This window comes from Asanoa siamensis (assembly GCF_016862555.1).
Taxonomy (GTDB): Bacteria; Actinomycetota; Actinomycetes; order Mycobacteriales; family Micromonosporaceae; genus Asanoa; species Asanoa siamensis.
In genome coordinates this window covers 18,593-43,439 of the sequence record NZ_BONE01000008.1, presented here as the reverse complement: position 1 = coordinate 43,439, position 24,847 = coordinate 18,593, and the positions used below count along the sequence as shown (strand labels likewise).

The following is a 24,847-nucleotide window of genomic DNA, read 5'->3' as shown; positions in this document are numbered from 1 at the left end:
GTCAGGCCACCTTCCGGGCCAGGAGCCACGTCGCGTACTGGCCGCCGCCGACGGTGAGCGTGCCGCCGCTGGACTGGAGCGTGAACATCTCGATGTAGTCGTTCTGCGCGAACACCAGCTCGTCGGCGACCTGGAGCTGCGTACCCGAGGCCGGCGCCGGCGCTCGGCTGGCCAGCATGATCTCCGTGCCCCCGCTGCCGCTGCCGGCGGCGTTGAGCCGGACGCTGATCGCGCGTCGGCCAGTGGCGTTCGCCGACCAGTTGGCCTGCGCCAGCACCTTGTACGTGCCGGCCGACGGGATGACGATCCGGCTGTTGTTGGTCCCCGTCGAGTGCATCGAGGCCGAGTCGTACGACTCGCTGTCCAGCGGCACGAGAACCAGGCTGTTGTTGGCGGAGCTGGCGACGCCGGCCGACGACCAGGCCCGGCAGCGGGGCGGGCTCTCCAGCGCGGCGATGCGCGTGGTCAGCGCGGTGACGTCGGTGGCCAGGATGTCGGCCCCTGCGGCGATGGTCATGGCTGCCTCACAGTCCCCAGAGGGCCGGCTGCCACAGGCGCACCGGCGTGCCGGACGGGATCGACTTCCGCACCCCGTTGACCACGGAGGTGGAGATGGTGAACGTCCAGTTGGGGCTGGACCCGGTGATGTTGGTGACCCGCACCCGCGCGCCGAGCAGGTTGATGTCCAGCGGGAAGTCGCCAGCGGACGTCGTCCACACCTCGGCGCCGGTCACGGACAGGCTGGTGCTCGTGCCGGTGGTGATGGTCCCTGCGGTCGTCGACACCGACGGCCCCCAGCGGGTCGACGTGGGGGTCACCGCCTCGTCCCACTCACCCACGTCGTACGGGCTGGCCGGCATGCAGTTGAACGTGACCGTGCGGCGGTGAGACTCGATGCGCTCCTTGCCGCCGATGACGATCAGCCGGGCGAGGTCGGGTGTCAGGTCGGCGGGCAGGCCGGCGATGGTGATCAGGTCGCCCTCGGTCACGGCAGAGACGCCGGGCACCTTGTCGGCGTTGACGGTCACCTGGGCGAAGGTGATCTCGTCGACGACGCCGAGGTGCAGCTGCCATGTGGCGTGGTGGGGCAGGATCTCGTCGGTCGACGGGTTCAGGTCGATGGTGGCGACGGTCCGGCCGACGCCGTCGGGGTCGTCGCTCGGGTCCTGGACGTTCATCGGACCGGTCTCCTGCACCGCCCGCGCGGAGGCGCCCTCGCGGCGGTTGACCGTCACGTCGTTGCGGGTGGCCCGGTCGTCGAAGACCGGATCCAGCGGCGCCATGATGTCGGCGAAGTTCAGCTCGAGCACCGGGTCCTGGCGGTAGAGGTCCCGGCCGGTCCGGATGCGCAGCCCGAGAGCGTCGCGGCGGTCGGACAGGATGCCGGCCTCGGTGCGCTCGGTCTCGCCGAGCAGGTTCATCGTGGTGTCCGGGTACTGCGGGCCCATCGTCTGGCTGCCGGCCGGGTCGCCGACGACCTCGACGGGCAGGCCACGCTCGCTGGCCAGGCCCTGCACGCGGGCCACCGCGGACTCGTTCGGCCAGCCGAGGCCGGCGTACCACTGTGACACCAGGCTCTGGCTGTTGTGCACGGCGATGTGCGCGATCCCGACGTCGACCACCTCGATGGAGCCGATCCAGTCGGGGATCAGCAGCCGGGTCGGCAGGCTGTTCTCGGTGAACGTGTCCGAGTCGACGAAGCTCCCGTCGACCCACAACTGGACGTCCTGCTCGGTCGCGTTGACCTGCTCGACCCACAGCTGCATCAGGTGCCACGAGCCGTCGAGCGGGCCTGGCGCGGGCGCCGTGGGTGAGCCGACGTGCAGGACGTAGTCGCCGTTGCTCTCGCGCAGGGACACGAAGAACGTGGGTTGGACGCCGGCGCCGGTCGACTGCCCGAACAGCCACTTGCGGCCCGAGCTCAACTCGACGCCCAGCGGGGCGTACTCCTCGTAGTCCGTGGGGTTCGCGGCCGTGCCACGGGTCCACGCCGATAGCTGGAACCAGCCGGTGTTGGTGAAGGCGGGGATGTCCACCGTCAGCTGCGCGGTGGTCTCCTCTTGCACCAGCGCGTAGCCGGCCATGCCGGGCAGCGCGCCGTCGGTCTCGAAGTCGATGACCCCGGAGGCGATGACCATCTGCGGGCCACCGGGGATGCCGCTCGCGGCGCGGTTGGCGTCCTTGCCGTCCTCCATCGGCCAGTACGCCACGGGGTTGCTTGCTGTGATGGTGCGCCACAGCGCGGACCGCGGGTCGGTGCCCCGGCCGAGCCGGCGCAGCACGCCGCCGGCCACGATGTCGACCCACGAGTCACCGCGCTTGCCGCCGACGACGAACTCCTCGGTGCGCTGCAGGTTCCACTCCGCGATCTCGGCGACCAGGCGCACGTCGGTGCCGTTGAGCGTGACCCGGATGGGTGCGTTCCGGCCGGCCAGGCCGTACAGCGGCGACATCGGGTTGCGGGGGTTGAGGTTGCCGTCGCGGTTGTCGGCCTGCAGGGTCAGCGAGGCCGGCACGGGGTCGGACAGCGGGTCGCCCTTGCCCCAGCTGATGCTGATCGGGTTGCGGGTGTAGACGGGGATGACGTGCCAGGTGCCGTCGTAGAACACCTCGACCTTGATGTCCTGCTTAGCCATTGGCGGCCGCCACCCGGTCGTTGCGGACGGTCAGCTTGAGCGCGCCCCGGTTGATCGCGCCGACGACCATCTCGGCCAGCGCCCGGTCGACGCTGGTGCCGTTGCCGGACGCGGCGAGGGTGAGCGCGCCGCGTCCGGCGGACCCGGTGGGCGGGGTGACACGCTCGCCGGCGCGCAGCACGGCTAGGAACTCGCCGCCCATCGCACCCGAGGCCATGCCGCCGGTGTGGAACTTGGGGATGTTCGGCACGCCGAAGCTGTTGCCGCCCAGGCCCGGCACCCAGCCGGGAATGGAGAAGTGCAGCGCGCCGACGGTGTTGTTCCAGGCGTCGGCGACGAAGTTGAACGCCGACCGGAACGGCGCGGTGATGGCCGAGCTGACCTTGGAGAACGCCGTGCCGATCCAGCCGGGGATCTTCTGCAGGAACTCCCAGGTGTTCGACGCGGCGGACTTGACCCACCCCCACGACGCCCGCCACGCCTTCTGGAACCAGTCGGTCTTGGTCGCGATCAACACGATGGCCGCCACGACGGCGGCGATGCCGACCACGATCCACGTGATGGGCGAGGCGAGCCACGCGACGTTGAGGCTCCACTGGGCGGCAGTGGCCAGGGTGACGACGCCAACCAGCGCCGAGATGAGCGGGGTGACCAGGTTCAGCTTGTCGGCCCACCCCTGCATCTCGGGCGGGTTAGCTTCCCTTTGCGCCTCGTTGAGGTCGAGCTGCGCGGCCTCCGCGTCGATGGTCGCCTGGCTGGCGTCGCGGGTCGCCTGGGCGCTGTCCTCGTTGGCCTGGGCAAGGTCGATGCCGGCCTGCTTCGCGTCGAGCCACGCCTGCTGCGCTTTGTTGCTGTTCTTGCCGTGCTCCTTGACCGCGGCGGTGTAGTCCTCGAGCGCGACCTTCTTGTCCAGCTCGGCCTGTTCGACGTCCTGCGCGGCCTGGCGGGAGTCGATGCCGGCCTGCGCGTAGTCGCGGGTGGCCTGGGCCGCGTCCTCCTGGGCCTGCTTGACGTCGTTGACCGCGCGGGCGAGCCGGGCCGCGCGTTCGGTGCCGGCCTGCTGGATGTCGACGAGGGCCTGCATTCCGGAGCCGGCGCTGTCGATCGCAGCCGTCGCGCCCTCGGCGATGTTGCCGAGCTTCGACAGCCGGTCGGTCAGGCCGGAGCTGGCCGACGCCGCCTCGCCCGCCTGACGCGACGCCTGTGTGGCGCCGTCGGCGAACTCCTGCGTGGCCTTGGCCGCGCGCTGCTGCTCCTTGACGAGCTTGTTGGCGTCGCCGGCGAAGGTCAGGGTTACCTGGTTGCCGGCCATCAGTCGATCACCAGCCCGGCGTCCTCGGCGACCTTATTGAGGGCCTGCGCCATGACGCCGACGAACTCGTCCTGGTGCTCGTAGTAGGTGGCGTAGAGGTAGCGACCGTCCTTGTAGAACGGCCTCTTCACGCCGCGTCCGTTGGTGCCACCGAAGTCGAGCCACGGGTAGTACGGCGCCTTCGTGCCGCCGCCGGCGACCCGGGCGGTGGTGCGCGTCGACCTGGCCGCCAGCGACCGGCGGGCCCGCCCGGTGCGTGATGGCACCTTGGGCACGGCCTTGTCGATGATCAGGTTGGCGGCCTCGTTCAGCGCGAGCCGGACGCCCTTGGGAAGGTTGGAGTCGAGGCCCTTGAGCGCCTTGTTGAACTCGCGGAGGCCGACGATGTGGATCGGGTCATTTGCCACTGCCGCCTCCCTTCAACTGCTCCAGCTGCGCCCGCTGGGCCTTGCGCGCGTAGTAGATGGCCGACTCGTAGTAGTCGGCGGCCGGCATCTCCCGGATCTCGTGCACGAACTTCCCGAGCTTCTCGGCCAGGAAGTGGTCGAACTCAAGATCCGGATTCGTCTCCATCCTCAGGAAGGTCGCTTTTGTCGGCGCCCTTCCCGATGCCGGACAGCTCGTTGACCTTGTTGCCGACGGTGACGAGCTCCAGCGGGCCGGCGACCTTCTGCCACTCGCCAATCTCGCCCTCGGTCATCACCGGGTCGAGGATGCAGCGGGCCAGGACGAACCGCTCGTACTCCAGGTCGCCGCCCTTCTCCAGCGCCTTGTTGGCCATCGCGACTTCCCAGCGGGACATGCCGCGCACGGTGAACGTGCCGACGCCCTCGACCTCGACATCACCCGTCTTGAACCGCTCGGCGAGCACCGTCTTCTTGTCCACTGTGGCCTCCTCAGCCGACCGGGTAGAGCTTGTACGTCACCGTGCTGGTGACCGTGTGCGTGATGGTGACGTTGCCGGTGGCCAGCGCCGCCTGCTTGCGGCTGATGAAGAACACCTTCGCGGTGCCGTTCGCGACGCTCGGCGCGTTGGCCGCGGCCGCCGCGCCGGACGGCGTGACGCTGTCGTCGGAGATGGTCATGCTGTCCGGCGACGCGTTCCCGTTGATGATCTCCAGGATGCAGCCGAGCGGGCCCATCACGGAGACGTTGATGGTGTCCGAGGCCGCCACGGCGGCGCCGGCCGACGTCGCGCCGGTGCGGGTCGGAGTGGTCGCGGCGAGTGCACCCATGGCGGGCCCCTTACTGGTTGGTGGAGGTGACGGCGCCGGACGGCTGCATGGTGCACGACCACGCGACGTACTCCGCGACGGGCGACGTCTCGACGTACTTCTCGATCAGCACGGTCACGCTGTCCTGCGGCAGCCCGGCCCCGGTGCCCTCCGGCCGGCGAACGAGCGTGACCTTCGTGCCGACGAGCGGCTCGATGGTGTCGCGCGGGCCAGCGGCGGTGTTGTCGTAGAGGCCGCCGCACGACGCGGCGCCGTCGCCCAGACCGCCGTCGTACTCGTGGTCGTCCTTGCCGTACGTGGTCGTGTCGTGCTTGTCGGCGTTGCGTTCGAACTCGCTGGTGTTGCAGTACGCCGAGATGTCGACACCGTTGAGGATGAGGACCGTCTTCTTGCCGTGAACCCAACCCATGGCCTACTCCGGGTCTGTCGTGAGAGTGATGTCGAGGATGAACAGCGGGCCGCCCTCGGTGCCCATGAGCGCCATCTCGGCGCCGTCGGGGAACCCGGGACCGCGCAGCGCGAGCACCAGTTCCTCGAAGTGGGTGTCGACCCACTCGGCCGCGGTGCGCTCGTCGGGCGAGAGCGCCACGATCGCGCCCCACGTCGGCTGCCACGCCAGACCGTCCACGAGCTCGACCGACCGCAGGATCGGCCAGGCGTCCCCGGGCTTCACCGCGCGCGGGCGGTAGGCGTACCCCTTGACCCCGTCGACCCCGTCGAGCGTGGCCTTCAGGGTCTCCCGGTCGTTGGCCATGGTCATCCGATCACCAGCTTCCGATGCGGCGCCTCGAGCCGGCGCACCTCCGGGTCGCGGCCGGGCAGCACGGTGTCGCTGCCGCCCTGCGCGTCGCCCTGGAGCACAGCGAGCGGCAGCGGCCGCAGGGCGAGGTTCCGGGCGACCCGGCGCTTGACCGCCTCGGCGAGGTCGGCCGGCATGTCGACCGGCACCCGACACACCTTCGCCTGCGCCGCCAGCTCAGCGTCGAGCGCGCCCTGGATCTCCTCTTCGGTCCAGGACGTCTCGCCGAGGTAGGCGGCGCAGTCGGTGGCGGTCGGGGTCGGCATCACACCTTCTTCGCGGGCGCGGCCTTGGCGGGCTTGGGGGTGAGCGCGTCGACCTGGGTCCGCAGCCGCGCCACTTCCTCGCGCAGCTGCTGGACCTCGGTGGCCAGTTCCCTGAGCCGCATGATCAGGCCGTGGTGTCGTAGATGACCTGGCGCACGCCGGCGATGTCGCTGTTGGCGAACGCCTTGTAGCCCCAGATGCCCAGGCCCACCTTGGCCACCGGCTGGTACGTGGTGTTGTCGTCCGAGCCGCCCGGGAACTCCAGACGCTGCGGCGCGGTGGCCCAGCCGTGGACGGTGGTCGGGTCGAACAGCCACGAGTTGTTCGGGCTGCCCGCCGTCGAGGCCAGCGCCCACGACGGGACGCCGGTCACGCCGGCCAGGTTGAGGGTCCGGAACCGCGACGCCGCGGTGCCGTTGGCGTTCATGGGCGAGAGGATCGGGTACAGCGGCCGCTCCGACGTGTCGCGGGCCGCGGCGAACTTCTTGTACAGCTCCTTCTCCAGCGCGAACGCCTCGAAGTCGTAGCCCCGGATGAACTGGAGATCCGCCACCGCGGCCTCCCACGCGGCCGCCAGGGTCTCGTCCGCCGAGCCAGCCGGCAGCGTGATGTCGGTCGCCGCGGTCAGCGTGTTGAGGAAGGTGGCCGTCGCCGACTCCAGGCCCTCGCGGTAGCCGCGCACCATCTGGTTCCAGATCAGCGTCGACACGGCCGGGTTGCCGCCCATGTCCCACACCTCGCGCGTGATGTACGCCTTGCCCGACAGGGCCGACGGGGTCACGGTCTGGTTGGTGGTGACGAGCGTGCCGCCGGTGGGCTCGGTGCCCTCGGTGTGGTCGCCGACCAGGCCGGACGCCGAGCTGAACTTCGGGAAGATGAACGGCGTGATGCCGTTGGGCGGGGCGCCCTTGTTCACGAAGTTCCACAGTGGAGTGCGGTAGTCACGCTGATCGACGTACATGTCCGGACGGTTGATCGCCGGGGTGACCTCGTTGATGTCGGCCGAGTCGACGTCGAACGTCGCGGCGAGCAGGGCCATGACCCGCTTGCCCGCCTCGGTCTTGGTGCCGAACGGGTCGTTCTCCGCGGCCATCGCGTGCAGGTCGGCGGAGAAGGTGAACTCCTGGCCGGGCACGAAGTTGCCGGCCCGGTCGAACCGGTACGGCTGCGGCTCGCTGACGAACGCGACCGGCCGGGTGGGGTTGACTACCCGCGGGCGCTCGGTCTCCGGGCCCGGCGGACGGGTCGGGCCGCCATTTGCCTGCTCGGCCTGCCAGGCGGTGAACGCCGCGAACTGCGCGGCCTGGTCGTTGGGCTGCTCCGGCGCGGCCGGCGCGGCCGGAGCGGCGGGAGCGGTCTGCTCCGGCTCGTCGGGCATCTGGTCCTCCTGGTTGAAGGCGACGGCGCTCACGCGAGCGTCGTCGAAGCTGGGTGCGGCAGTGAGTGCGATCTCGCGGACGAAGGCGCTCTTGACCAGCAGCGCGTTCTTGACGCGCGGGTGGGGGACGGCCCGGACGCTCTCCGGGTCGAGCCCGACGGACAGGCCGTCCTTGACCTTGTCCTCGGCCAGCGTCAGCGCCCGGTCTCCCTCGGCACCGCGGGCGACCTTGAAGACCGAGGCCAGGCCGCCGCGCGCCTCGCCCAGCTCAAGGGCGTAGCCGATGGCCTTGGTCATCTCGTGGTCCTCGGTGAGCTTGGTCCGGCTCACGTCGGTGGCCCAGCGCAGAGAGCCGCGCTCGAACTCGTACTTGAGGCCGCCCTTGGTGGACGACAGCTTGCCGTACGGCAGCGCGGTCCCGCGGATGGTGCGGGTCTCGCGGTCGACCGAGAACTCGATGGTGTCGGCCGCGAACGTCAGCAGCTCGGCGCCGCCGAACGTCAGCACCGGGCCGGCGGCCAGGTCGGCGTCTGCCTGCTCGTCGTCCTCGGCCGGTGCCGGCGGCGCGGGCGGCGGGGTGGCTTCGGCGTCGTCGGGCAGCGGGCCCAGCTTCTCCTTGGTGCGGATCTCGCTCACGCCCATCGCGCCCATCGCCTTCGCCTGCGAGTAGACCGCCCAGCGGTCGGTCGGGTTGGCCTTGAGGAAGTCATCGAGGTCGAACCGCACCACGTAGCCGCGGCGGGTCACGTCGCCCATCGAGAGCCGGTCGGTGATCGCGCGGATGAACGGCGCCAGTGTGGTGTTGACCTTGTCCTGCCGGCGGTCCACCGCGTTGGCGTACGTTCGGCTGGTCGTCGACACGCCGAGATCCTCGGGGTCGGCGCCCATCGCGTTGGCGATGTCGAGGGTGGCCTGGCGCTGCAGCTCGACGAGCTGAAGTTCCTGCGGGCTGGGCGCGGTCACCTCGTTGTACTTCAGCGCGGTCGGAACGTAGGCGGTGCTGCGCTCGCGGCGTGCGCCCCGCCATACGCCGAGGAAGTCCACGATCTCGTCGTCGTCGACCGGGTCGGCGCCCTCCACCGGGGTGAAGTAGTCGAGCGGCCGAGGGTCGTTGGCGTACATCTCGGCGGCGTTGTCGATCGCCAGGGCCCGCCGGACCGCACGGGCGCCGACAGTGAGCAGTGGCGGCGACGGGCTGTCGAAGCGGATCAGGTCGGCCCAGCTGGTGAGCACGCCGTCGACGTAGACGGTCGCCCCGCGGGGGTCGATGCCCGACGGCAGCGGCGCCGGCGACTGGCGGTCGTTGCGCTGCCGGACCACCACGCTGGTCAGGTCGAGGTGCCGCGCGGAGATCGGGAACCCGTCGAAGTCCCGGGCGGTCACCCGCCACCACGACACCGCGTCGAACAGCAGGTCGTCGATCGTCTGGCCGAGCGTGATCACGTTCGGCACGTCCGGGTCGATCTGGCGCAGCAGCGGGTTGTCGATCTCCACCCAGTCGGCGAGCCGGTACGCAGCGAGCGGCAGCGTGGCGACGGCGCCGACCATCCGCCGTCCCTGCTGCACGGCGGGGACGGCCAGGGCCTCGTTGCGACTGACCCGGCCGCCGACCGCAGCCGAGGCGAGCATCGAGCGCAGCATCTGGTCAATCGGCTGCGGGGCGGATTCATCGGCGGCGAACTGGTGGGCGGGCACGCCGAGGAACGAACCGACGCGTCGCCAGATACCCACGGACACAGTTTCGCATACCCGTGCGGGGTATGGGTATAGGACGCCTGGTCAGCGTGCCACGAGCACCCGCGGCTTGCCCGCCGACGTCGGCAGGGTCCGGGCCAGGTGCACCGCGGCCGCCGCCGCGTAGACGGCGTCCACGTGGCCGTCGCCGCGCCGAGAGAACACCCAGGCGTCGCCGCGCGGCAACTGCTCGGCACCGGCCACCTGCGAGTCCAGCAGCGGGTCACCGGAGTGGACGACCTGGCCGGCGACCACCGCCTGCGCGAAGCCCATGCACACCGCGGGGACGTCGCCCCTGATCTCCTCCACCGTCACGCCGGGCGGCGGCCAGCCGTGCCGACCCTTCGCCCGCAGGTCGGCGAGCGCGGCGGCGAGCGCGGCGGTGGGCCCGTTGGGCAGCCAGCCGAACGCCCGGGGCTTGACCCGCTCCAGCAGCGCGGGAAGCTCGCGTTGGGCGCGGTCGCCGCAGCCCGGCCCGTCCCACGCCTTGACGAAGTCGACCCGCGCCCGGCCGTCGGGCAGGACCGCCGCCGCGTAGAGGGTGACGTGCTGCTGGTCCGGCGCCACCTCCAGCACGACCGCCACCCGGCTGCGGACCGCGGCCAGGTCACCCAGCTCGTACGCCGCCCGCCAGGCGTCCGGGTCGATCGCCGGGCGCAGCTTGGGCACGGCCTGACAGAGCACCTCTACGCGAAAGTCGGCCTCAGCCTCGCCGCCCGCCTTCTTCGCGCGGCGGGCCGGGCCGAGCAGGTCGTCCCAGTGCAGCCGGCGGCCGGCGTTCGGGTTGGCCTGCGCGAGCGCGCGGGGGTCGTCGACCTCGCAGCCCAGCGGCGCCGACCACTCGAACAGGCCGAGGCGTTGGTCGCCCTCGCCGGTCTCGAGGAAGCCGAGCGCCGAGGTGCGCAGCTCGTTGAGGATGATCGCGGTGTCGTCGCCCTGGTTGCTGATCGCCCAGCACTGGCCGAACGGGCGCGCGTTCATCGCGTTGAAGGCCGCGTTCCACACCGCGCGGGTCTGGTGCTCGCGCACCTCATCCACGATCAGCCGGTCGATCCGCAGCGACCGGCCGGCCCGCCGGTTCGCCGCCGCGATCTTGTACCGCGTGCCGTGGGAAGTCAGCAGCCGGACGTCGTTGTTGCCCTCCTTCACCGCCGACGGCCGCCCGACGGGGAGCTGCTCGGCGAGCTCGGGCGTGTCGAGCGCGAACTGCACCGCGGCGTCCCACGCCTCCTTGGCGTAGTCGAGCAGCGTCGACACGCCGAGCACCAGCGGCCACCGCTCGACGAACAGCCAGAACAGCGCCAGCACGGTGAGCAGGTGGGTCTTCCCGTTCTGCCGGGCGACGAGCACCAGCAGCGTCCGGAAGCGCGGCCGGCCGTCCTCCAGCATCTCGCCGGCGTGGATGACGAGCCACTCCTCCCACGGGTCGAGCGGCATGCCGAGCACGTCACGCGCGAACGCGACCACCGCGAAGCCGTAGCTGGTCTCCTCCGTGAGGGGCCGCAGCGGCGGCGTCCACAGTCGGGGTTCCGTTGAGCCGAGCAGGCCGCCCGGGGCGCCCATCGGGCCGGGTCGGGCAAGATCGGGAGAGAGAGAAGAAACAGGGCGGCGGGTGTCCCCTGGGGTGGCCGGTGGGGAAAACTGGGTCACCATCGCGTTGCGCTCCTGCCTGGCGGGTCTGCCTTCTTCGACGGGTCACCGATGACCAGGTTGCAGGTGGCGCACGCGCTCACGATGTACCGCGGGTCGTCGCCGGTCCTCGCCCGGCCGAGCGTGTGGTGCGCGTGCTCGGCCCGGTTGGTGCAGCCGTGTGCGCCCACCCCTGCCCGGGTGCACCACCCCTCGTTGTGCGCCCTGCACCCCTTGCCCTGGTCACGCAGCAGCACCGAGGCGCGAATACGCCGCCACGCCCTGGTGCTGCCGCGCTCCCATTGCTTGCTCACTTACGTCCTGCCCACCTGATCGCCGCAATACCGAGCAAGGCCACAAAGACCAATAGCGCCAGGCCGAGGTTGTCACCAACTTCAATGTCCATGATCGCCCTCTCAAGATCATGTCAGGGTTGGCAGGGTCGCTCCCATAAGTCCCACGTGAGATATACATTTGCCGGTTAACGGAGTGACCCTGCCAACCCTGACGATTTGCAGGTCAGGCCCCGTCGGCGAACCTCACACCCCACCACGCCATGTACCTGTCAGGGGCCGCTTGGACGGGCATAGCGGGCCCGCTTCGGTTCGGTCGGGACAGCCCTTCGGTTCGCGACACCCGGTCCTTCTTAATGTGCCGGGACGCAATTTCGTGGTGGTTCCCGAACCGCTGGGCGAAGGTCTTATCCGACCAGGTCTTACCCCCACGTCGGTTAACCCACGAATTCCAGTCGTCGAGTAGCTCGGTAGCGATTACATGGCTATTCGGGTCGAATTCCAGCCGCTCGCTTACGTACGCGAGCACGGAGTCCGACTCCTTGCGCCAGGCGAGCGTGTCAGCGGCGACGAGGCCAGGTGGCGGGGGTAGCTGCCGCCCGGAGGCGTACCAGACCGCAGCGCCCGTCACGAGCCACGCCAGAACGGCCTCGTGCTGTTTGTCGGGGCTCAGGCGCATCCGGTCTCGTAGGCCGGGGTCCGAGGGGCGCTCGGTGGCGTGCTGGGGCGTCCCGGGCGGCTTGATGAAGGTGTAGGGGAACTTCAGGGCGAGCAGGCGTCGCCAGGTGCCGTGGTCGACCTCTTCCACGATGGGCAGGTAGTTGGTCGAGAGCCACAGGCTGTGCGACGCGTCCCAGCGCGTTTCGTTCTGCCGGACGTACCGCGCGGTCATGGTGGGTGTGCCGAGCACCTTCTTGAGCAGGCTCACGGACAGCCGGCGGGCCTCGGGGGTCTCTTCGATCAGGGCGAACCGGGCGCCGCGCAGCTCCATGCGCTCGGTGCTGTGCGCCTTCGGGTCGGCCAGAATGACCTTGTCAGAGACGAGCACCGCGTAGTCGCCGAGCACCTTCTCGACGGAGCCCAGCACGGTGGTCTTGCCGTTCTCGCCGCCGCCCTGCTGCACCACGAGCACGTCGTCGGGGGTCATGTGCCCCGTGATGCTCTGGCCCAGGCGGACCTGGTACCAGGGCCGCACCTCGGCCGGCAGGGCCTCGAGCGCGGCCGCCCAGTCCGGGTGCGTGGCCCCCGGGTGGTAGTCGACCGGGGCGAGCTTGGTCATGAGCAGGTCGGGGTCGTGCGGCATGAGCACACCCGTACGCAGGTCGATGACCCCGTTGCCGACGTTGAGCAGGTCGGGGTAGGTGTCGAACCGCTCCGCTTCGGTGATGACGCCGGCGATCCCGCGGGACAGGCCGGTGATGGCGCGCAGGCTGGCCGCGGTCTTCGCGACGGAGAACCACGCCTTGACGTCGTCGATGTTCCCGTTGCCGGTGCGCATCGCCTTGCTGGCCTCTTCCAGCATCCGGCTGGCCCACTGGCGGGCCTGCTCGGTGATGACCTCTTCCGGGCACGGCTTCCAGCGCCGGCCGTCCCAGCCGACCCAGCCGAGGGCGTCGGCCCACCGGTAGCGCCGGGTCAGCACGTTCAGGGCGAAGTTCGCAGCCAGCTGCGACTGGGTGAAGCTCGCGGACAGGGGTCCGTTCACGCCGACTCCATCCGCTGCGTCAGGGGGCTGTAAACACGCCGTTCTGCGGTGATCACGGGGGCTTCGGGGTCATACCGCAGGATCACCAGCGTCGTGCTGTCGTTCCACAGGCCGGGTCGTGGCTCGTCGACTACCAGTGGTAGCGCCTGTTCCTCGATGTACGCAGCGATTTCGGCGGCGAGCAACAGCGGGTTGTCGGTGTGCCCGTAAGGCTCGACGGTGAGCACGGGGAGCTCTTCTTCGTCAAGCCATCCGTTGACGTGATCCATCCACACTGGACTGTCGGGCTTGGCGGTGTGCTGTCCGCAGAACCCCCGCAATCCGGTAGGAACGTTCGCCGGCATCAGGCCATAGTTGGCCATCATCCTCAGGGCGTGCTTGGCGTGGGTGTCTCTGCCGTGCCAAGCCCACGATGGTAGGGACGACTCAGGTGGCCCATCTGCGGTGTGCAGGCGGACCAGCCCAGACAGGTCCGCCTCGTGCTCGGCGAGGTGTCGGTCGCAGTCCGTACGCACCACGGTCCCGGTTAGGCCCAACTCGAACAGTTGGCTCAGCACGAAGCCACGGACTTGCCGCCAGGCCCCGAGTGAGTCGTCGATGCGCCGACGGCCGTCCTGGTCATACTCCTGCTCGCGGGCTACGTGCCGGCTGGCCGCGTCGAGCAGTGCAGGTGGGGTGGGGTCGGGTACGCGCTCGCGGGTGGCTGCGTCCACCTCTCTCGATAGCAGCGCCCGCTGACCGAAGCTGAGCGGGTGGTCGCCGTACTTCGCGACGGACCTGGCGGTCACGTTGCGCCATTCTTCGTCGTACACACGACGGCGCTCGTGGAACTGTTCGCTGATCGCTGCCACCCAGTTGGTGTGAACTTGGCACCGGGCGCACTTCGCGGTGTCGTGGGCCTTGCGGCGGGGCGCCAGGTACAACCACACCTTCTCCGCGAACTCTGCCCACGGCACCCACGTGTCGTTAGCGGCCAACGCGACGGCATACCGACGGAATTCGGCGAGTAAGGTCTCATTGACCCCCGGCCGGCTAGCCTCCGGCCGGGTGTCCTTGTCCTGGGTCATGCCGCAGCACCCGCCTTGCGGGCCTTGCGGGCCTGGGCCGAGCGGAACGCCATCCGCTGGAAGTGGGCCTGACGTAGGTGCTCGGCGCGCCGGGTGAGCTCGGCCTCGGGCAGGTCGCCGAACTGCTCGCGGGCCTGCGTGATGAAGCGGTCAGCGAACGCCTTGCGGGCGGGCGCCGTCGCCGCGGACGGGTCGTCGGTGTTGGCCCACTTGGTGTGGGCTGCGATCCGGGCGCGCATGGTGCGCGACTCGGGGGATAGCACGTGAAGTCACCCCTTGACGGGTCGTGATCTTCACGTGCTGGTGGTCCGCGCTTCCCTATACGGCCGCGCCACCCGACACGTGCTTGCGTTCGTCAGTGCCTCGCTGGACCCCCGGACCGAGCACCTGGCCGGTCGCTTCTCGCAATGAGCGGGTGGTCGACCAAGATCCTGCGGAGGGAAGCGCCGCGTGTGGACCTTGGTGCTGGGGACGACGGTAGCACACCGTCAAAGGCGATCGCCAAGACTCAACCGGCGGTACGCGTCAGCCGCCCGTTCGGACGCCGCGGTGGCACCGTACCGGTCGAGCATCGCGCGGGACCGCCACCCGCCGAGCACCATGAGGTCGCCTTCGGACAGCCCGGCCGCGCGCGCCTCGGACGCCCAGGTGTGGCGTAGCTGGTGCGGGTGGACGGTCAGGCCGGCCGCGGTGGCCCGGCGCTGCACGACCATGTCGACGCCCTCGGCCGACAGCGACGGGCGGTTGCGGTCGCCGAGCCAGAGCTGCTCGCGCGCCTGGAACGGGTGCTTGCGACGCTCCCGCAGGTACCGGTCGAGCGCCTGGGTCGCCTTGACGCCGACTGGCACGGCGCGCCGCCGTGGACCCGACCGGTTGCTGCCCTTGCCCTCGACGAAGACGACGCGGTCGCGCAACGACACCGAGTCGACCAGAAGCCCGGTGAGCTCGGCCAGGCGCAGGCCGCCGTCGAGAAACAGCAGGATGATCGCCATGTCGCGGCGGGCCCGGAAGTCCGTGCCAGCGCACGCGGCGAGCAGCTTCTTCACCTCGGCCTTGGACAGCACGGGCGTCTGGGCCTCGTTCGCCTTGGGCGTCCGGATGCCTTCGGTGGGGTCGCGCTCGATCTCGCTCTCCGCGACCGCCCAGCGGAAGAAGTGACGGGCGCCGGCGAAGTGGGAGCGGGCCGTGCCGCTCGACAGCGACTCTCGTGTGTGGACGATCCAGCCCCGGATCTGGTCGCGGGTAACGTCTCCGGACTCGCGGACGTCGGGGTGGTGCTCGGCGAGGTAGCGGCCCAGGCTGCGCAGCGCGTTGCGGTAGGCGGTCCGGGTGTTGGCCGAGTAGCCATCGGCGTCGAGCGAAAGGTCCCAGCTGTCGGCCAGGTCGTCGAAGGCCGCGTGTCGGTCTTGCGATGGCGAGGTCACGGGCGTAGGTTATCGCAACTAGGAGCGTTGTACTACTCCCCGGACCGGACGACGAGCGGACGTTCTAGCTGGTCAGAAGGCCTGACAGAAGACTGGCGTTCCTCTGCGCGTAGTCCGAGTAACAGTTGTTCATGAGTACGTGCGTCTCGTCAGCGTCCGACGCGAGCTTGCGCAGCTTCGGCGCCCACGCCGCCAGTTCCTTGCGCGAGTACTCGTACCCGAACTTCTCGTAGATGTTCTTGCTCGTCCACTTGAGACTGTGCCCGTGGAACCGCACCACCGCCAGCGAAGCGGTCGCCTCCACGATGGGCGGGATCGACGAGCGGTGCCCCTGCGGCATGTCGACCACGACATAAGGCAGCTGGTGCTGGCGCAGGAACTCCAGCGTCTCCACCTTGTTGTCGCCCTCGAACCACGCCGCGTTGCGGAACTCGAAGACCGGCCGCAGAGGCTTGACGCGGTCGCGTACCTCCAGCAGGAAGTTCTTGTTGGACCGGCGGATGCCGAACCACGGCGGGAACTGGAACAGCAACGCCCCGAGCTTGCCCGCCGCGACGAGCGGGTCGAGCGCGCTCAGGAAACGTTCCCAGACCTGCTCGTACGCCTGGGGTGGCAGGTCTTTCGGATAGATGTTGGTCTTGTCGGTCTCCGGCCGCAGGTCCTTGTAGATCGAGCTGACGCGGGTCGGATGCCCGGTCAGCAGGCTGTACGCCTTGATGTTGAAGGTGAACCCGGGCGGGGTCCGGGCGGCCCAGAGCGCGGCCGTCTGCTCCGCCGGCGGGCCGTAGTAGGTCGAGTCGACCTCGACCAGCGGGAACCGGCCGGCGTAGTACGCCAGCCGCTTCTCCGGCGTGTCCTCGCCCGGCGGGTACCACCCCGACTCGAGCAGCGTCTTGTCGGTCCACGACGCGGTGCCGACCTTGATGTCGCCCACAGGACGACCCTAGGCCGCCCGGCGCTCCTTCGTCTGCTTGCACGCCACGCAACTCGTCGCCGCGGGGAAGATCTCCAGCCGCTCGACCGGGATCGGGGCGGCGCAGGTCTCGCAGGCGCCGTAGCCGCCCGCCGCGAGCCGGGCCAGCGCGTGCTCGTACTGGGTGCGGCGGTCCAGGATGACCCCGAGCACCGAGCGGGCCGCGTCGCGCTCGGCCGCCTTGGAGCCGCTGTCGGCCTGGTCGTCACCGGCCGAGTCGCTCGCCTCGACCAGGCGCAGCAGGTGGCCGCGCTCGCGCTCCGCCTCGTACTCGGCGGTCAGCTCGTCGTAGCGGGCCTGCAGCGTGAGCCGGATCTGCTCGGACCGGGTCGCATCCTCGATCAGCATGGCGGCCGCCTTCCGGGTCGTGGTGGAGGTGCCGGCGTTTACCCATCCTGCGCACCGATCAAACAAGTGACCAGCGGTTACCGGCGTTCACTCCCGTTCATTCGCGCTCCACCAGGGCCGGATGGCGCGGGTCGTCGGTGCGCACGACCACGTCGGCCCAGCCGGCCGGGTCGACCTCGTCGGCGTAGCGGCGCCAGGCGGGCAGGGTCCAGGCCCAGTCCTCGGGCGTACGGCGGGCCAGGGCGCCGGGCGACACGACGAGGTGGACGGTCAGGTCGAAGGCGAGCCCGCCGCCGAGCAGGAAACCGCCGGTCACCAGGACCACCGCGGCCGGCTCCAGCGGCTGGTACGCGGCCCGGCTCGCCCGGTCCGCGGCCGGGTCCCAGAGCGAGGGCAGGATCCGGCCCGTGCCGCCGCGACCGGCCGGGTCGAGCACCTCCCGGCGCAGCCCGGCCTCGTCGAGCCAGTCGGTGTAGAACGCGTCCGGGTTGGTCCGGCCCTGTTCGAACCGGAGCGACGCGGCCTTGAGAAAACCGTTCGCGGGTACGGCATGCGCCGGGCGCCCGCGCAGCCGCAGTGCCTCGACCAGCGCGCCGGCCAGCGGCCCAGGCCCGGCCAGTGGGCTGCCCGCGGCCCCGTCGCGGTCGAGCGGCCCGGCCCCGGCCGGCGGCGGCCCGTCCAGCGCGACCCGCACCCGGCCTTCGACGAGAGCGATCCGCTCCGCGAGCCCGTCGACGAACAGTTCCGGAGTGATCGGCCGCACACGCACCCGCCCATGATGCCCCGGCCCCGGCAGGATGTCCGGCATGCGGGCGGTGCTCACCGGGTTCGCCGGTATCTGGCTGGTGACCCTGGCCGGCTACCTGGCGGGCCGGTTGGGCATCCTCGGCCCGGACGCCACCGCCCTCCTCGCCCGCCTGGTCTTCTACCTGGCCGCGCCGGCCCTGCTCTTCTCGACCCTGGCCACCTCGAGCCTCGACAAGGTGTTCACGCCGGCCCTGGCGGTGTTCGTGCTGAGCACGGTCGTGGCGGCCGGCCTCTACGTCGGCCTGAGCCTGCGCGCGCGGCCGGCGCCCGAGGTGACCATCGGCGCCCTCTGCGCGTCCTACGTCAACGCCGGCAACCTCGGCCTGCCGATCGCCGCGTACGTGCTGGGCGACGCCTCCCTGATCGTGCCCGTGCTGCTCTTCCAACTCCTGGTCGCGACACCGACGGCGCTGGCGGTGCTCGACGTCACCGCGGCGGGGCACCGCCCGGCGCCGCTGCGGCTGCTCTCGGCCCCGCTGCGCAACCCGATCAGCGTCGCCTGCCTCTGCGGTCTGCTGGTGGCGGCCTCCGGCTGGCGCCTGCCGCCCGAGGTGCTCCGCCCGTTCGAACTGGTCGGTGGCGCCGCCGTGCCGCTGGCCCTGCTCGCCCTCGGGCTGGCCCTGCGCGGCAGCCGTCCGTTCGCCGGCGGCCCGGACGCCGGGCAGCGGTACCTCGCCGTCGCGCTCAAGGTCGTGGTGCAGCCCACGGTCGCCTGGGCGATCGGGCGCTTCGTCTTCGGCCTCGACGGTCACGCGCTGCTGTCGGCGGTCGTGCTGTCGGCGCTGCCGAGCGCGCAGAACCTCTTCGTGTACGCGACCCGCTACGGCCGGGCCACCGGGCTGGCCCGGGACGCGATCGTGCTCTCCACCCTGGCGGCCGTACCCGTGCTGATCGTCGTCGCGGCCCTGCTGACGTAATTGGTAGGGTCCGCCGGTGACGGTTACCCCTGCCGACGTGACCACCGCCGTGGCGTTGCTCCGCGCGACCCTGCGCGACGTCCCCGACGACGCGTGGGACGTGCCCGCGGGCGCCCTGACCTGGACGTGTTGGGAAACGATCGAGCACACGGCCGACGACCTGTTCGCCTACGCGCTGCAACTGGGCCCGACCGACGCGCCGACGGAGACGCACGTGCCGGCCCGCTGGCACTACGAGCGCGACGGCGGCCCGCCCGGCACGATCTTCGTCGAGCGGGCCGCCGGCACCCTCGGCCTGCTCCAGGTGCTCGAGTCGTGCGGCGCGCTGCTCGCGGCCGTGGTCATTACCGCGCCCGCCGACCGGCTGTCCTACCACACCTACGGCGTCAGCGACCCCGAAGGCTTCGCGGCCATGGGCGTGGTGGAGACCGTGGTGCACGCCCACGACGTGGCCGGCACCCTCGGCCTGCCCTGGCACCCGCCGGCCGACCTGTGCGAGCGGGTCGTCGCGCGGCTGTTCCCCGACATCCCGGCGCACGACGACCCGTGGGAGCGGCTGCTCTGGGCGACGGGCCGGATCGCGCTGCCCGGGCACCCGCGGCGCGAATCGTGGCGCTGGGACGGCCGCCCGGTTGCCCTGCGCGGCTAACGTGGGTGCATGCTCACCGCCCGCCCGGTCAGCGCCTGGCGCAACCGCTACGACGTCGCGCTCGACGGCCGGCCGCTGACCACCTGGGAAGCCTCGTTCTGGAAGCACGGAGGCGCGTTCGTCCTCGACGGGCACCGCTTCGAGGTCCGCGGCAGAGCCTGGGGCGGCCGGTCCACAATGGTCGACGAGGCCGGTGCCGAGTTGGCGACGGCCGCGCGGGTCGGCCGTAAGCGGTGGACGGTGACCTACCGCGACCAGGCCTTCGAGTTCCGCCGCCGCTCCATCTGGAGCCAGCAGCAGGACCTCTACGTCGGTGACAACGCGGTGGGCCATGCCCGCCGGCCGAGCGTCTGGCGGCGCGACGTCGAGCTCTCGCTGCCGACGGTCCCCCTGCCGACGCAGGTCTTCGTGCTCGGCGTCGTCATCGCCCAGTGGGACGCCGAGACGGCCGCCGCCGCGGGCTGATCAGATGCCGGGCAGGTCGACCTCGCTCAGCGCGCGCAGGGCCGTCACGGTGGCGTAGCCCTCGGCCAGGGCCGCCAGGTCGGTGCCGGGCACCAGCCGCTCGCCGGACTCCTCCAGCGCGGTGCGGACGAAGCCCTGCCCGGTCTCCACCACGGTCATCTGCACCTGGCCGAAGGCGGCGAGGCCGGCCCGCCGCAGGCCACGCAGCCGGTCCGCCGGCAGGTCCGGGACGTTGACGTTGAGCACCACGGCCTCCGGGGCGGCGAGCAGCGCGTCGACGAGGTCGACCGCGGTGGCGGCGGCCGTGCCCCAGTTGCGGCGCTCCTCGTCCTCTTTGGACAACGTCATGACGGCGCCGCCGCTGGCCGTGGTCGCGGCCGCGGGGGAGAGGATGTCCAGCGAGACGGCCATGGCCCGGCAGCCGGCGGCCGACGCCGTCAGGGCCGCGCCGACCGTGCCCGAGTGCAGCACCGCCCGGCCCGCGTTCGCGCCCCGGTTGATGCCGGAGACGACCAGGTCCGGCGCGGGACCGAAGGCGCCGTGCAGGCCCAGCAGCGTGATGTACGCGGGCGAGCCGGCGATCGCGTACCCGAGATCCCGCTCCTCGATCACCACGCGGCCGTCCTCCTCCGTGGCGTTCAGCGCGGCGCTCGTGCCGCTGGCGTCGATGTTCGGTGCCGCGACGACGGTATCGAAGCCGGCCGCGCGCAACGCCCCGGCCAGCGCGCGGATGCCGGCGGCGTCGATGCCGTCGTCATTGGTGACCAGGACGCGCGGGCTCACGGCGTACGCGTCGGGGTCAGGCCCGCACCGCCCGCCACGCGTGCGAACGCCTCGGCGTCGACCACGGCCGCGCCGCCCGGGTCGTTGTTGAAGTAGACGTACGCGTCGGCGCCGGTCCCGAACGCCTCCTTCAGCCGGCCGGCCCAGGTGCGCAGCGCGCTTCGCCCGTACCGTGGCCGCGGTGTCGCCCTGCCCTCGTGGAACCGCAGGTAACCCCAGTCGGCCGTGCGCCACAGCGGGGTCGTCGGGCGGCCCAGCCGGTCGGCCCAGGACAACGCCGCGCCGTGCTTCTCCAGAATGGCCTTGATCTCCGGGGTCCACCAGGTGTCGTGGCGGGGCTCGACCGCGACCCGGACGTCGCGGGGGAACTGCGCGAGCACGGCGGCCAGATCCTCCGGCACCGCCTTCAGGTTCGGTGGTAGCTGCACCAGGACTGGCCCGAGCCGGTCGCCGAGGCCCTCCGCGTGGTCCAGGAACCGCTTCACGGGCTCGGCGGGGTCTTTGAGGCGCTTGATGTGGGTGAGGTAGCGGCTCATCTTGACGCCGACCGCGAAGTCGTCGGGAGTCCGCTCACGCCAGGTGACGAACGTGTCGCGTTCCGGGAGCCGGTAGAACGCGTTGTTGATCTCCACGGTGGCGAACCGCGCGGCGTAGTGCTCCAGCCAGGACTTCTGGGGGAGCTTCTCCGGATAGAACGTGCCACGCCAGTCCCGGTACTGCCAACCGGACGTGCCGACTCGAATCACGGGTCCTGGGTTACCCAGGATTCGCGCCCGCAGGCACGCCCGGACGGGTCATTCTGGGGTTACAGGTGATCGTTCGACGGGTACGGGAGCGGTTGAAGCGCCCCTTGGGGGCGTCATAAGCGCGAAGGGGCTACTCGATGACACTCGACGACGACGACATGACCACGACCGGTGGCGGTGGCGGGGGCGAAGGCCCGGCCGACGGCGGGACGAACCCCCAGGGTCACGACGGTGGCGCGGACGGCGGAGCCGAAGGCGTCGCGGACGGCGGCACGAACCCGGGCGGCCATGACGGTGGTGCCGACGGCAGCGCCGGCGCCAACGAGGGCGTCGCCGACGGCGGCACGAACCCGCAGGGTCACGACGGCGGCGCCGACGGCGGCGCGGGCGAGGGCCCGGCGGACGGCGGCACGAACCCGCAGGGCCACGACGGCGGGGCCGACGGGGGTGCCTGACGGGACCGCGCCGGGCGGTGCGCACCGCCCGGCGCTCACCCGTTGTGTCAGCGTCGACCCGGGTCAGTTCGCGGGCGCCTACTGGGGCAAGGCGCCCCTGTTGTCGCGCGCCGCGGAGCTGAACGGGCCCGACGGCTTCGTCGACCTGCTGTCCCCGGCGGACGCCGACGAGCTGCTGAGCCGGAGGGGCCTGCGGACGCCCTTCCTTCGGGTCGCCAAGGACGGCGCGCTCGTGCCGGCCGGGCGCTACACCGGCGGCGGCGGGGCCGGCGCCGAGATCGACGACCAGGTTCTCGACGAGAAGATCCTCGGCCTGTACGCGGACGGCGCGACCCTGGTGCTGCAGGCGCTGCACCGCACGTGGCCGCCGCTGATCGCGTTCGCCGGTGAGCTCGGCGCGGCGCTGCGCCAGCCGTTGCAGATCAACGCCTACCTGACCCCGCCGGGCAGCCAGGGCTTCTCGACCCACTACGACACCCACGACGTCTTCGTGCTCCAGGTCGACGGCCGCAAGCGGTGGCGGATCCACCCGCCGGTGCTGGAGGCCCCGCTGGAGCGGCAGGCGTGGGGCGGCCGCGCCGACGAGGTCTCGGCGACGGCGGCGGGCGAGCCGGCCCTCGACGTGGTCCTCGCGCCCGGCGACGCCCTCTACCTGCCGCGGGGCTGGCTGCACAGCGCGGCCGCGCAGGACGACTCGTCGCTGCACCTGACGGTCGGGATCCGGGCCCTGACCAGGTACGCCCTGGTGGAGGCGCTGCTGGCCGAGGCGGCGGAGTCGCCGCGGCTGCGGGCGTCGCTGCCGTACGGGCTGGACGTCAGCGACCCGGACCAGCTCTCCGCGGAGCTGACGGAGACGGTGGCCGCGCTGCGGTCGTGGCTCGAGACCGCGTCACCGGCCGCGGTCGCTGAACGGCTGCGCCGCCGCTCGTGGCCGGCCCTGCGCCCGGCGCCGCTGCGTCCCCTGGCCCAGGCGGGTCTCGTCGCGGGCCTGACGCCGGCGGACCACCTCATGCCGCGTCCGGGTCTGCACTGGCGTCTCGAGCCGGCGGACGGCCAGATCCGCCTGCGGGTCTTCGACCGGGCGGTGCTGTTCCCGGCGGGCTGCGAGCCGGCCTTGCGCGCCTTCCTGGACGGCGCGGTCACCCGGGTGGCCGACCTGCCGGGCCTGGACGACGACGAGTCCCGCCTGGTCCTGGCGCGCCGCCTCCTGCGCGAGGCCGTCGCGGTGCCCGCCGGTTAGTCAGACCAGCTCGGGCACCCGCAGGTGGGCGAAGGCGAGCTCGTACTCGGCGACGTCCATGATCTCGGCACCCATCCGCCCGGCGGCCCGGGTGCGGATCCGGGTGGCCTGGTCGCGCGACTGCTCGAGCGCGGTCTCGCTGTCGAAGATCACGTTGGCCACCGCGCGGCCGGAGTCGCGGTTCAGCAGGAGGCTGGCGCTGCAGAACCCGGAGAAGCTCTCGATCGTGGGCAGCAGCGACTTGAAGATGTCGCCCCACTCGTCGGCCCGCGCGGCGTCGCCGCTCAGGTAGCCGACCCGGGCGCGGGCACCCTCGGGAGCGCGGTGCAGCCGGTGCATGACGACGACGTCCCACTCCTCGTTGGTGAGATCGGTGGCACCGAAGGCACCCATGAGCCGCTTCCGCAGCGGCGGCACCCGACTCTCGCTCGCCCGCATGGCGTCCTCGCTCTGCCACGACGAGGTGGCGACACAGCGGCCGCCCGCCCGGTCGACGAGGAGCGACATCCCCACGCACCCCTCGATCTCCAGAAGCTCACTCATCAACTCGTCACCGAACGCGATGCCCCGGTCGATAGAGGACTTCTGAGCGGTAAGAGTCGAAGACCGCGCGAACATGACAACCCCCGTGTACGCAGTGGCGGATTTCCTTTCAGCGTCCTCCAGCCGCGCGGGAGCCGCAGGCAAACGTGCCCTTGGCCCGGGCGACGCGTTGAACCTCTCGTCGCACGCGAAAGGGGATCCCATGAAGACGCTTGCCGTCACGCTCGTTCTGGCCGCGCTCGGTGTCGCGGCCGTCGTGTACGGGAGCAGCGACGACGCGCCGGGGCTCGTGGTCATCGGGCTTCTCCTCGTCCTCGGCGGCCTCGCGGTCGGCGGGCGCGCGCTCGTTCGACACTGGCGGGCCGCCGGCCGGCCGTGAGGCGAGCCCGCCGTTGGCGGAACCGGCAGGCCCCGGGGGTCGGACTTTGGCCCGGTGACCAAGGCCGGCGCGGCTCGCGCTCACCAGACTTGGCCCCATGAGCAGTTCGCAGACGTGGGACGTCGGGGAGTTCGCCAAGGCCGCCGCGGTCACCGTCGACGCGCTGTCCGCGTACGTCGACGAGAGTCAGCGTGGGCAGGTGCCGGTGGTCCGCCGGACCGCGCCGCCGGACGTACCCTCGGCGCTCGGGGATCTGGTCCATGGCGTCACCAACAACGTGATGTCCGTCTACGAGATGGGCGCCGCCGCGGCCACCGTCGAGTTCGAGGTCCTGCGCTGGATGCTCGACAAGGCTCTGGTCGCGAACGCCTGCGCCACCGCGACCGGGTTGTACGACGACCTGCGCGGTGTCGGCGAGTTCTGCCGGGAGCACGGCATCTGGCTGCACGTGGACGGCGCGCACGGCGCGTCCGCGCTGCTGTCACCGCGGCACCGGCACCTGCTGGACGGCATCGACCTCGCCGACTCGGTGGTCTGGGACGCCCACAAGATGCTCCGCACGTCCGGGGTCGCGGCGGCGGTGCTCACGAGGGACGAGGCGGCGCTGGACGCGGCGTTCCACCAGGAAGCGTCCTATCTGTTCTACGGCGAGCAGCGGTTCGACCAGGTGCGGCGCACGGTCGAGGGCACGAAGGCCGCGTTGGGACTGAAGATCTTCCTCAACGTCGCGTGGCGGGGCGAGGACGGGCTGGGCGACTACGTGGCGCGGCAGTACGAGACGGCGCACCGGTTCTGGGAACTCGCCCGCGAGTATCCGGGCGTGCACTGCCCGTACGAGCCGGACAGCAATATCGTCTGTTTCCGGGTGGGTGACGGCGACCAGCGCGTGCTGCGTGACCGCCTGATCGACGAGGGCAGCTTCCACCTGAGCTCGGTCGAGATCGGCGGCGTGCGCCACCTGCGGCTGACCGCGATGTCCCCGGCCACCGACGAGGAGACGCTGCGGGCTCTGCTGCGGCGTGTCACGCGCCTCGCGACGGAACCATGACTGGGTACGCTCGACG

30 protein-coding genes are annotated in these 24,847 nt (G+C 71.4%); 7 read left to right on the top strand and 23 right to left on the bottom strand.

Going from position 1 to position 24,847, the window contains the following annotated elements:
- Nucleotide 1 precedes the first annotated feature (1 nt).
- The 20 genes from Asi02nite_RS07225 to Asi02nite_RS07135 all read right to left on the bottom strand — a co-directional run bounded on the left by Asi02nite_RS07225 (nt 2) and on the right by Asi02nite_RS07135 (nt 17,568).
- On the bottom strand, nt 2–517 hold the full coding sequence (locus Asi02nite_RS07225) for a hypothetical protein (protein ID WP_203711379.1): 516 nt from the start codon (nt 515–517) through the stop codon (nt 2–4).
- A 7-nt stretch (nt 518–524) separates the two neighbouring features.
- Entirely contained in the window at nt 525–2,636 is a 2,112-nt protein-coding gene (locus tag Asi02nite_RS07220; protein WP_203711378.1) for a hypothetical protein, read from the bottom strand.
- Nucleotides 2,629–3,948 (bottom strand): hypothetical protein, encoded by a 1,320-nt coding sequence (locus Asi02nite_RS07215; protein ID WP_203711377.1) that lies wholly within the window; start codon nt 3,946–3,948, stop codon nt 2,629–2,631. The genes Asi02nite_RS07220 and Asi02nite_RS07215 overlap by 8 nt, the downstream gene beginning before the upstream one ends.
- Entirely contained in the window at nt 3,948–4,355 is a 408-nt protein-coding gene (locus tag Asi02nite_RS07210) for an HK97 gp10 family phage protein (RefSeq protein WP_203711376.1), read from the bottom strand. The genes Asi02nite_RS07215 and Asi02nite_RS07210 overlap by 1 nt, the downstream gene beginning before the upstream one ends.
- Nucleotides 4,345–4,521: a hypothetical protein gene (locus Asi02nite_RS07205; RefSeq protein ID WP_203711375.1), complete on the bottom strand. Its 177-nt coding sequence runs from the start codon at nt 4,519–4,521 to the stop codon at nt 4,345–4,347. Before Asi02nite_RS07205 ends, Asi02nite_RS07210 begins: the two co-directional genes overlap by 11 nt.
- Entirely contained in the window at nt 4,499–4,834 is a 336-nt protein-coding gene (locus tag Asi02nite_RS07200; RefSeq protein WP_203711374.1) for a hypothetical protein, read from the bottom strand. The genes Asi02nite_RS07205 and Asi02nite_RS07200 overlap by 23 nt, the downstream gene beginning before the upstream one ends.
- 10 nt (nt 4,835–4,844) lie before the next feature.
- Nucleotides 4,845–5,183 (bottom strand): hypothetical protein, encoded by a 339-nt coding sequence (locus Asi02nite_RS07195; RefSeq protein ID WP_203711373.1) that lies wholly within the window; start codon nt 5,181–5,183, stop codon nt 4,845–4,847.
- A 10-nt stretch (nt 5,184–5,193) separates the two neighbouring features.
- Nucleotides 5,194–5,592 carry a hypothetical protein gene (locus Asi02nite_RS07190; protein WP_203711372.1) on the bottom strand — a complete coding sequence of 133 codons (399 nt, stop codon included), beginning with the start codon at nt 5,590–5,592 and terminating at the stop codon, nt 5,194–5,196.
- 3 nt (nt 5,593–5,595) lie between these two features.
- The gene (locus Asi02nite_RS07185; RefSeq protein ID WP_203711371.1) at nt 5,596–5,943 is read right to left on the bottom strand and encodes a hypothetical protein; all 348 of its coding nucleotides are present in this window, start codon (nt 5,941–5,943) and stop codon (nt 5,596–5,598) included.
- Nucleotides 5,940–6,248 carry a hypothetical protein gene (locus Asi02nite_RS07180; RefSeq protein ID WP_203711370.1) on the bottom strand — a complete coding sequence of 103 codons (309 nt, stop codon included), beginning with the start codon at nt 6,246–6,248 and terminating at the stop codon, nt 5,940–5,942. Before Asi02nite_RS07180 ends, Asi02nite_RS07185 begins: the two co-directional genes overlap by 4 nt.
- Nucleotides 6,248–6,370 carry a hypothetical protein gene (locus tag Asi02nite_RS42265; RefSeq protein WP_275410280.1) on the bottom strand — a complete coding sequence of 41 codons (123 nt, stop codon included), beginning with the start codon at nt 6,368–6,370 and terminating at the stop codon, nt 6,248–6,250. The genes Asi02nite_RS07180 and Asi02nite_RS42265 overlap by 1 nt, the downstream gene beginning before the upstream one ends.
- A 2-nt stretch (nt 6,371–6,372) precedes the next feature.
- Nucleotides 6,373–9,357, bottom strand: a complete 2,985-nt coding sequence (locus Asi02nite_RS07175; RefSeq protein WP_203711369.1) for a phage portal protein — start codon at nt 9,355–9,357, stop codon at nt 6,373–6,375.
- A 48-nt stretch (nt 9,358–9,405) separates the two neighbouring features.
- The gene (locus Asi02nite_RS07170) at nt 9,406–10,923 is read right to left on the bottom strand and encodes a terminase large subunit domain-containing protein (RefSeq protein ID WP_203711368.1); all 1,518 of its coding nucleotides are present in this window, start codon (nt 10,921–10,923) and stop codon (nt 9,406–9,408) included.
- A 585-nt stretch (nt 10,924–11,508) separates the two neighbouring features.
- On the bottom strand, nt 11,509–12,924 hold the full coding sequence (locus tag Asi02nite_RS07165; RefSeq protein ID WP_373312178.1) for a DNA primase family protein: 1,416 nt from the start codon (nt 12,922–12,924) through the stop codon (nt 11,509–11,511).
- Nucleotides 12,925–12,983: 59 nt separating this feature from the next.
- Nucleotides 12,984–14,054: a hypothetical protein gene (locus Asi02nite_RS07160; protein ID WP_203711366.1), complete on the bottom strand. Its 1,071-nt coding sequence runs from the start codon at nt 14,052–14,054 to the stop codon at nt 12,984–12,986.
- Nucleotides 14,051–14,317 carry a hypothetical protein gene (locus tag Asi02nite_RS07155; RefSeq protein WP_203711365.1) on the bottom strand — a complete coding sequence of 89 codons (267 nt, stop codon included), beginning with the start codon at nt 14,315–14,317 and terminating at the stop codon, nt 14,051–14,053. Before Asi02nite_RS07155 ends, Asi02nite_RS07160 begins: the two co-directional genes overlap by 4 nt.
- 225 nt (nt 14,318–14,542) lie before the next feature.
- Nucleotides 14,543–15,478 (bottom strand): tyrosine-type recombinase/integrase, encoded by a 936-nt coding sequence (locus Asi02nite_RS07150; RefSeq protein ID WP_203711364.1) that lies wholly within the window; start codon nt 15,476–15,478, stop codon nt 14,543–14,545.
- A 64-nt stretch (nt 15,479–15,542) separates the two neighbouring features.
- On the bottom strand, nt 15,543–16,412 hold the full coding sequence (locus Asi02nite_RS07145; RefSeq protein ID WP_203711363.1) for a DUF72 domain-containing protein: 870 nt from the start codon (nt 16,410–16,412) through the stop codon (nt 15,543–15,545).
- Between the two features lie 9 nt (nt 16,413–16,421).
- On the bottom strand, nt 16,422–16,799 hold the full coding sequence (locus tag Asi02nite_RS07140) for a TraR/DksA family transcriptional regulator (protein ID WP_203711362.1): 378 nt from the start codon (nt 16,797–16,799) through the stop codon (nt 16,422–16,424).
- A 97-nt stretch (nt 16,800–16,896) separates the two neighbouring features.
- Nucleotides 16,897–17,568 (bottom strand): nucleoside/nucleotide kinase family protein, encoded by a 672-nt coding sequence (locus Asi02nite_RS07135; protein ID WP_203711361.1) that lies wholly within the window; start codon nt 17,566–17,568, stop codon nt 16,897–16,899.
- Nucleotides 17,569–17,605: 37 nt separating this feature from the next.
- Between Asi02nite_RS07135 and Asi02nite_RS07130 the strand changes: the two genes are divergently transcribed.
- From Asi02nite_RS07130 to Asi02nite_RS07120, 3 genes are read left to right on the top strand one after another with little or no spacing between them, the layout of a single operon-like run.
- Nucleotides 17,606–18,523 (top strand): AEC family transporter, encoded by a 918-nt coding sequence (locus Asi02nite_RS07130; RefSeq protein ID WP_203711360.1) that lies wholly within the window; start codon nt 17,606–17,608, stop codon nt 18,521–18,523.
- A 16-nt stretch (nt 18,524–18,539) separates the two neighbouring features.
- Nucleotides 18,540–19,172: a maleylpyruvate isomerase N-terminal domain-containing protein gene (locus Asi02nite_RS07125; protein ID WP_203711359.1), complete on the top strand. Its 633-nt coding sequence runs from the start codon at nt 18,540–18,542 to the stop codon at nt 19,170–19,172.
- Between the two features lie 9 nt (nt 19,173–19,181).
- Nucleotides 19,182–19,637, top strand: a complete 456-nt coding sequence (locus tag Asi02nite_RS07120) for a hypothetical protein (protein WP_203711358.1) — start codon at nt 19,182–19,184, stop codon at nt 19,635–19,637.
- On the opposite strand, the gene surE is transcribed toward Asi02nite_RS07120, so the two are convergent.
- Both surE and Asi02nite_RS07110 read right to left on the bottom strand, forming a co-directional pair.
- Nucleotides 19,638–20,420, bottom strand: a complete 783-nt coding sequence (gene surE / locus Asi02nite_RS07115; protein ID WP_203711357.1) for a 5'/3'-nucleotidase SurE — start codon at nt 20,418–20,420, stop codon at nt 19,638–19,640.
- The gene (locus Asi02nite_RS07110; RefSeq protein ID WP_203711356.1) at nt 20,417–21,166 is read right to left on the bottom strand and encodes a DUF72 domain-containing protein; all 750 of its coding nucleotides are present in this window, start codon (nt 21,164–21,166) and stop codon (nt 20,417–20,419) included. Before Asi02nite_RS07110 ends, surE begins: the two co-directional genes overlap by 4 nt.
- Nucleotides 21,167–21,303: 137 nt before the next feature.
- On the opposite strand from Asi02nite_RS07110, the gene Asi02nite_RS07105 reads away from it, so the two are divergent.
- Both Asi02nite_RS07105 and Asi02nite_RS07100 read left to right on the top strand, forming a co-directional pair.
- A complete protein-coding gene (locus Asi02nite_RS07105; RefSeq protein ID WP_203711355.1) occupies nt 21,304–21,621 on the top strand; it encodes a hypothetical protein in 318 nt (105 codons plus the stop codon).
- Nucleotides 21,614–22,861 (top strand): cupin domain-containing protein, encoded by a 1,248-nt coding sequence (locus Asi02nite_RS07100; protein ID WP_203711354.1) that lies wholly within the window; start codon nt 21,614–21,616, stop codon nt 22,859–22,861. Before Asi02nite_RS07105 ends, Asi02nite_RS07100 begins: the two co-directional genes overlap by 8 nt.
- Here Asi02nite_RS07100 and Asi02nite_RS07095 read toward each other — a convergent pair whose 3' ends face one another.
- Complete coding sequence (locus Asi02nite_RS07095; RefSeq protein WP_203711353.1) at nt 22,862–23,404, bottom strand: hypothetical protein; 543 nt, start codon at nt 23,402–23,404, stop codon at nt 22,862–22,864. It abuts the gene before it with no gap.
- A gap of 202 nt (nt 23,405–23,606) precedes the next feature.
- Here Asi02nite_RS07095 and Asi02nite_RS07090 point away from each other — a divergent pair, with 202 nt between their 5' ends.
- A complete protein-coding gene (locus Asi02nite_RS07090) occupies nt 23,607–23,783 on the top strand; it encodes a hypothetical protein (RefSeq protein ID WP_203711352.1) in 177 nt (58 codons plus the stop codon).
- A gap of 97 nt (nt 23,784–23,880) precedes the next feature.
- Nucleotides 23,881–24,831 (top strand): pyridoxal phosphate-dependent decarboxylase family protein, encoded by a 951-nt coding sequence (locus Asi02nite_RS07085; protein WP_203711351.1) that lies wholly within the window; start codon nt 23,881–23,883, stop codon nt 24,829–24,831.
- The last annotated feature ends 16 nt before the right edge of the window (nt 24,832–24,847 follow it).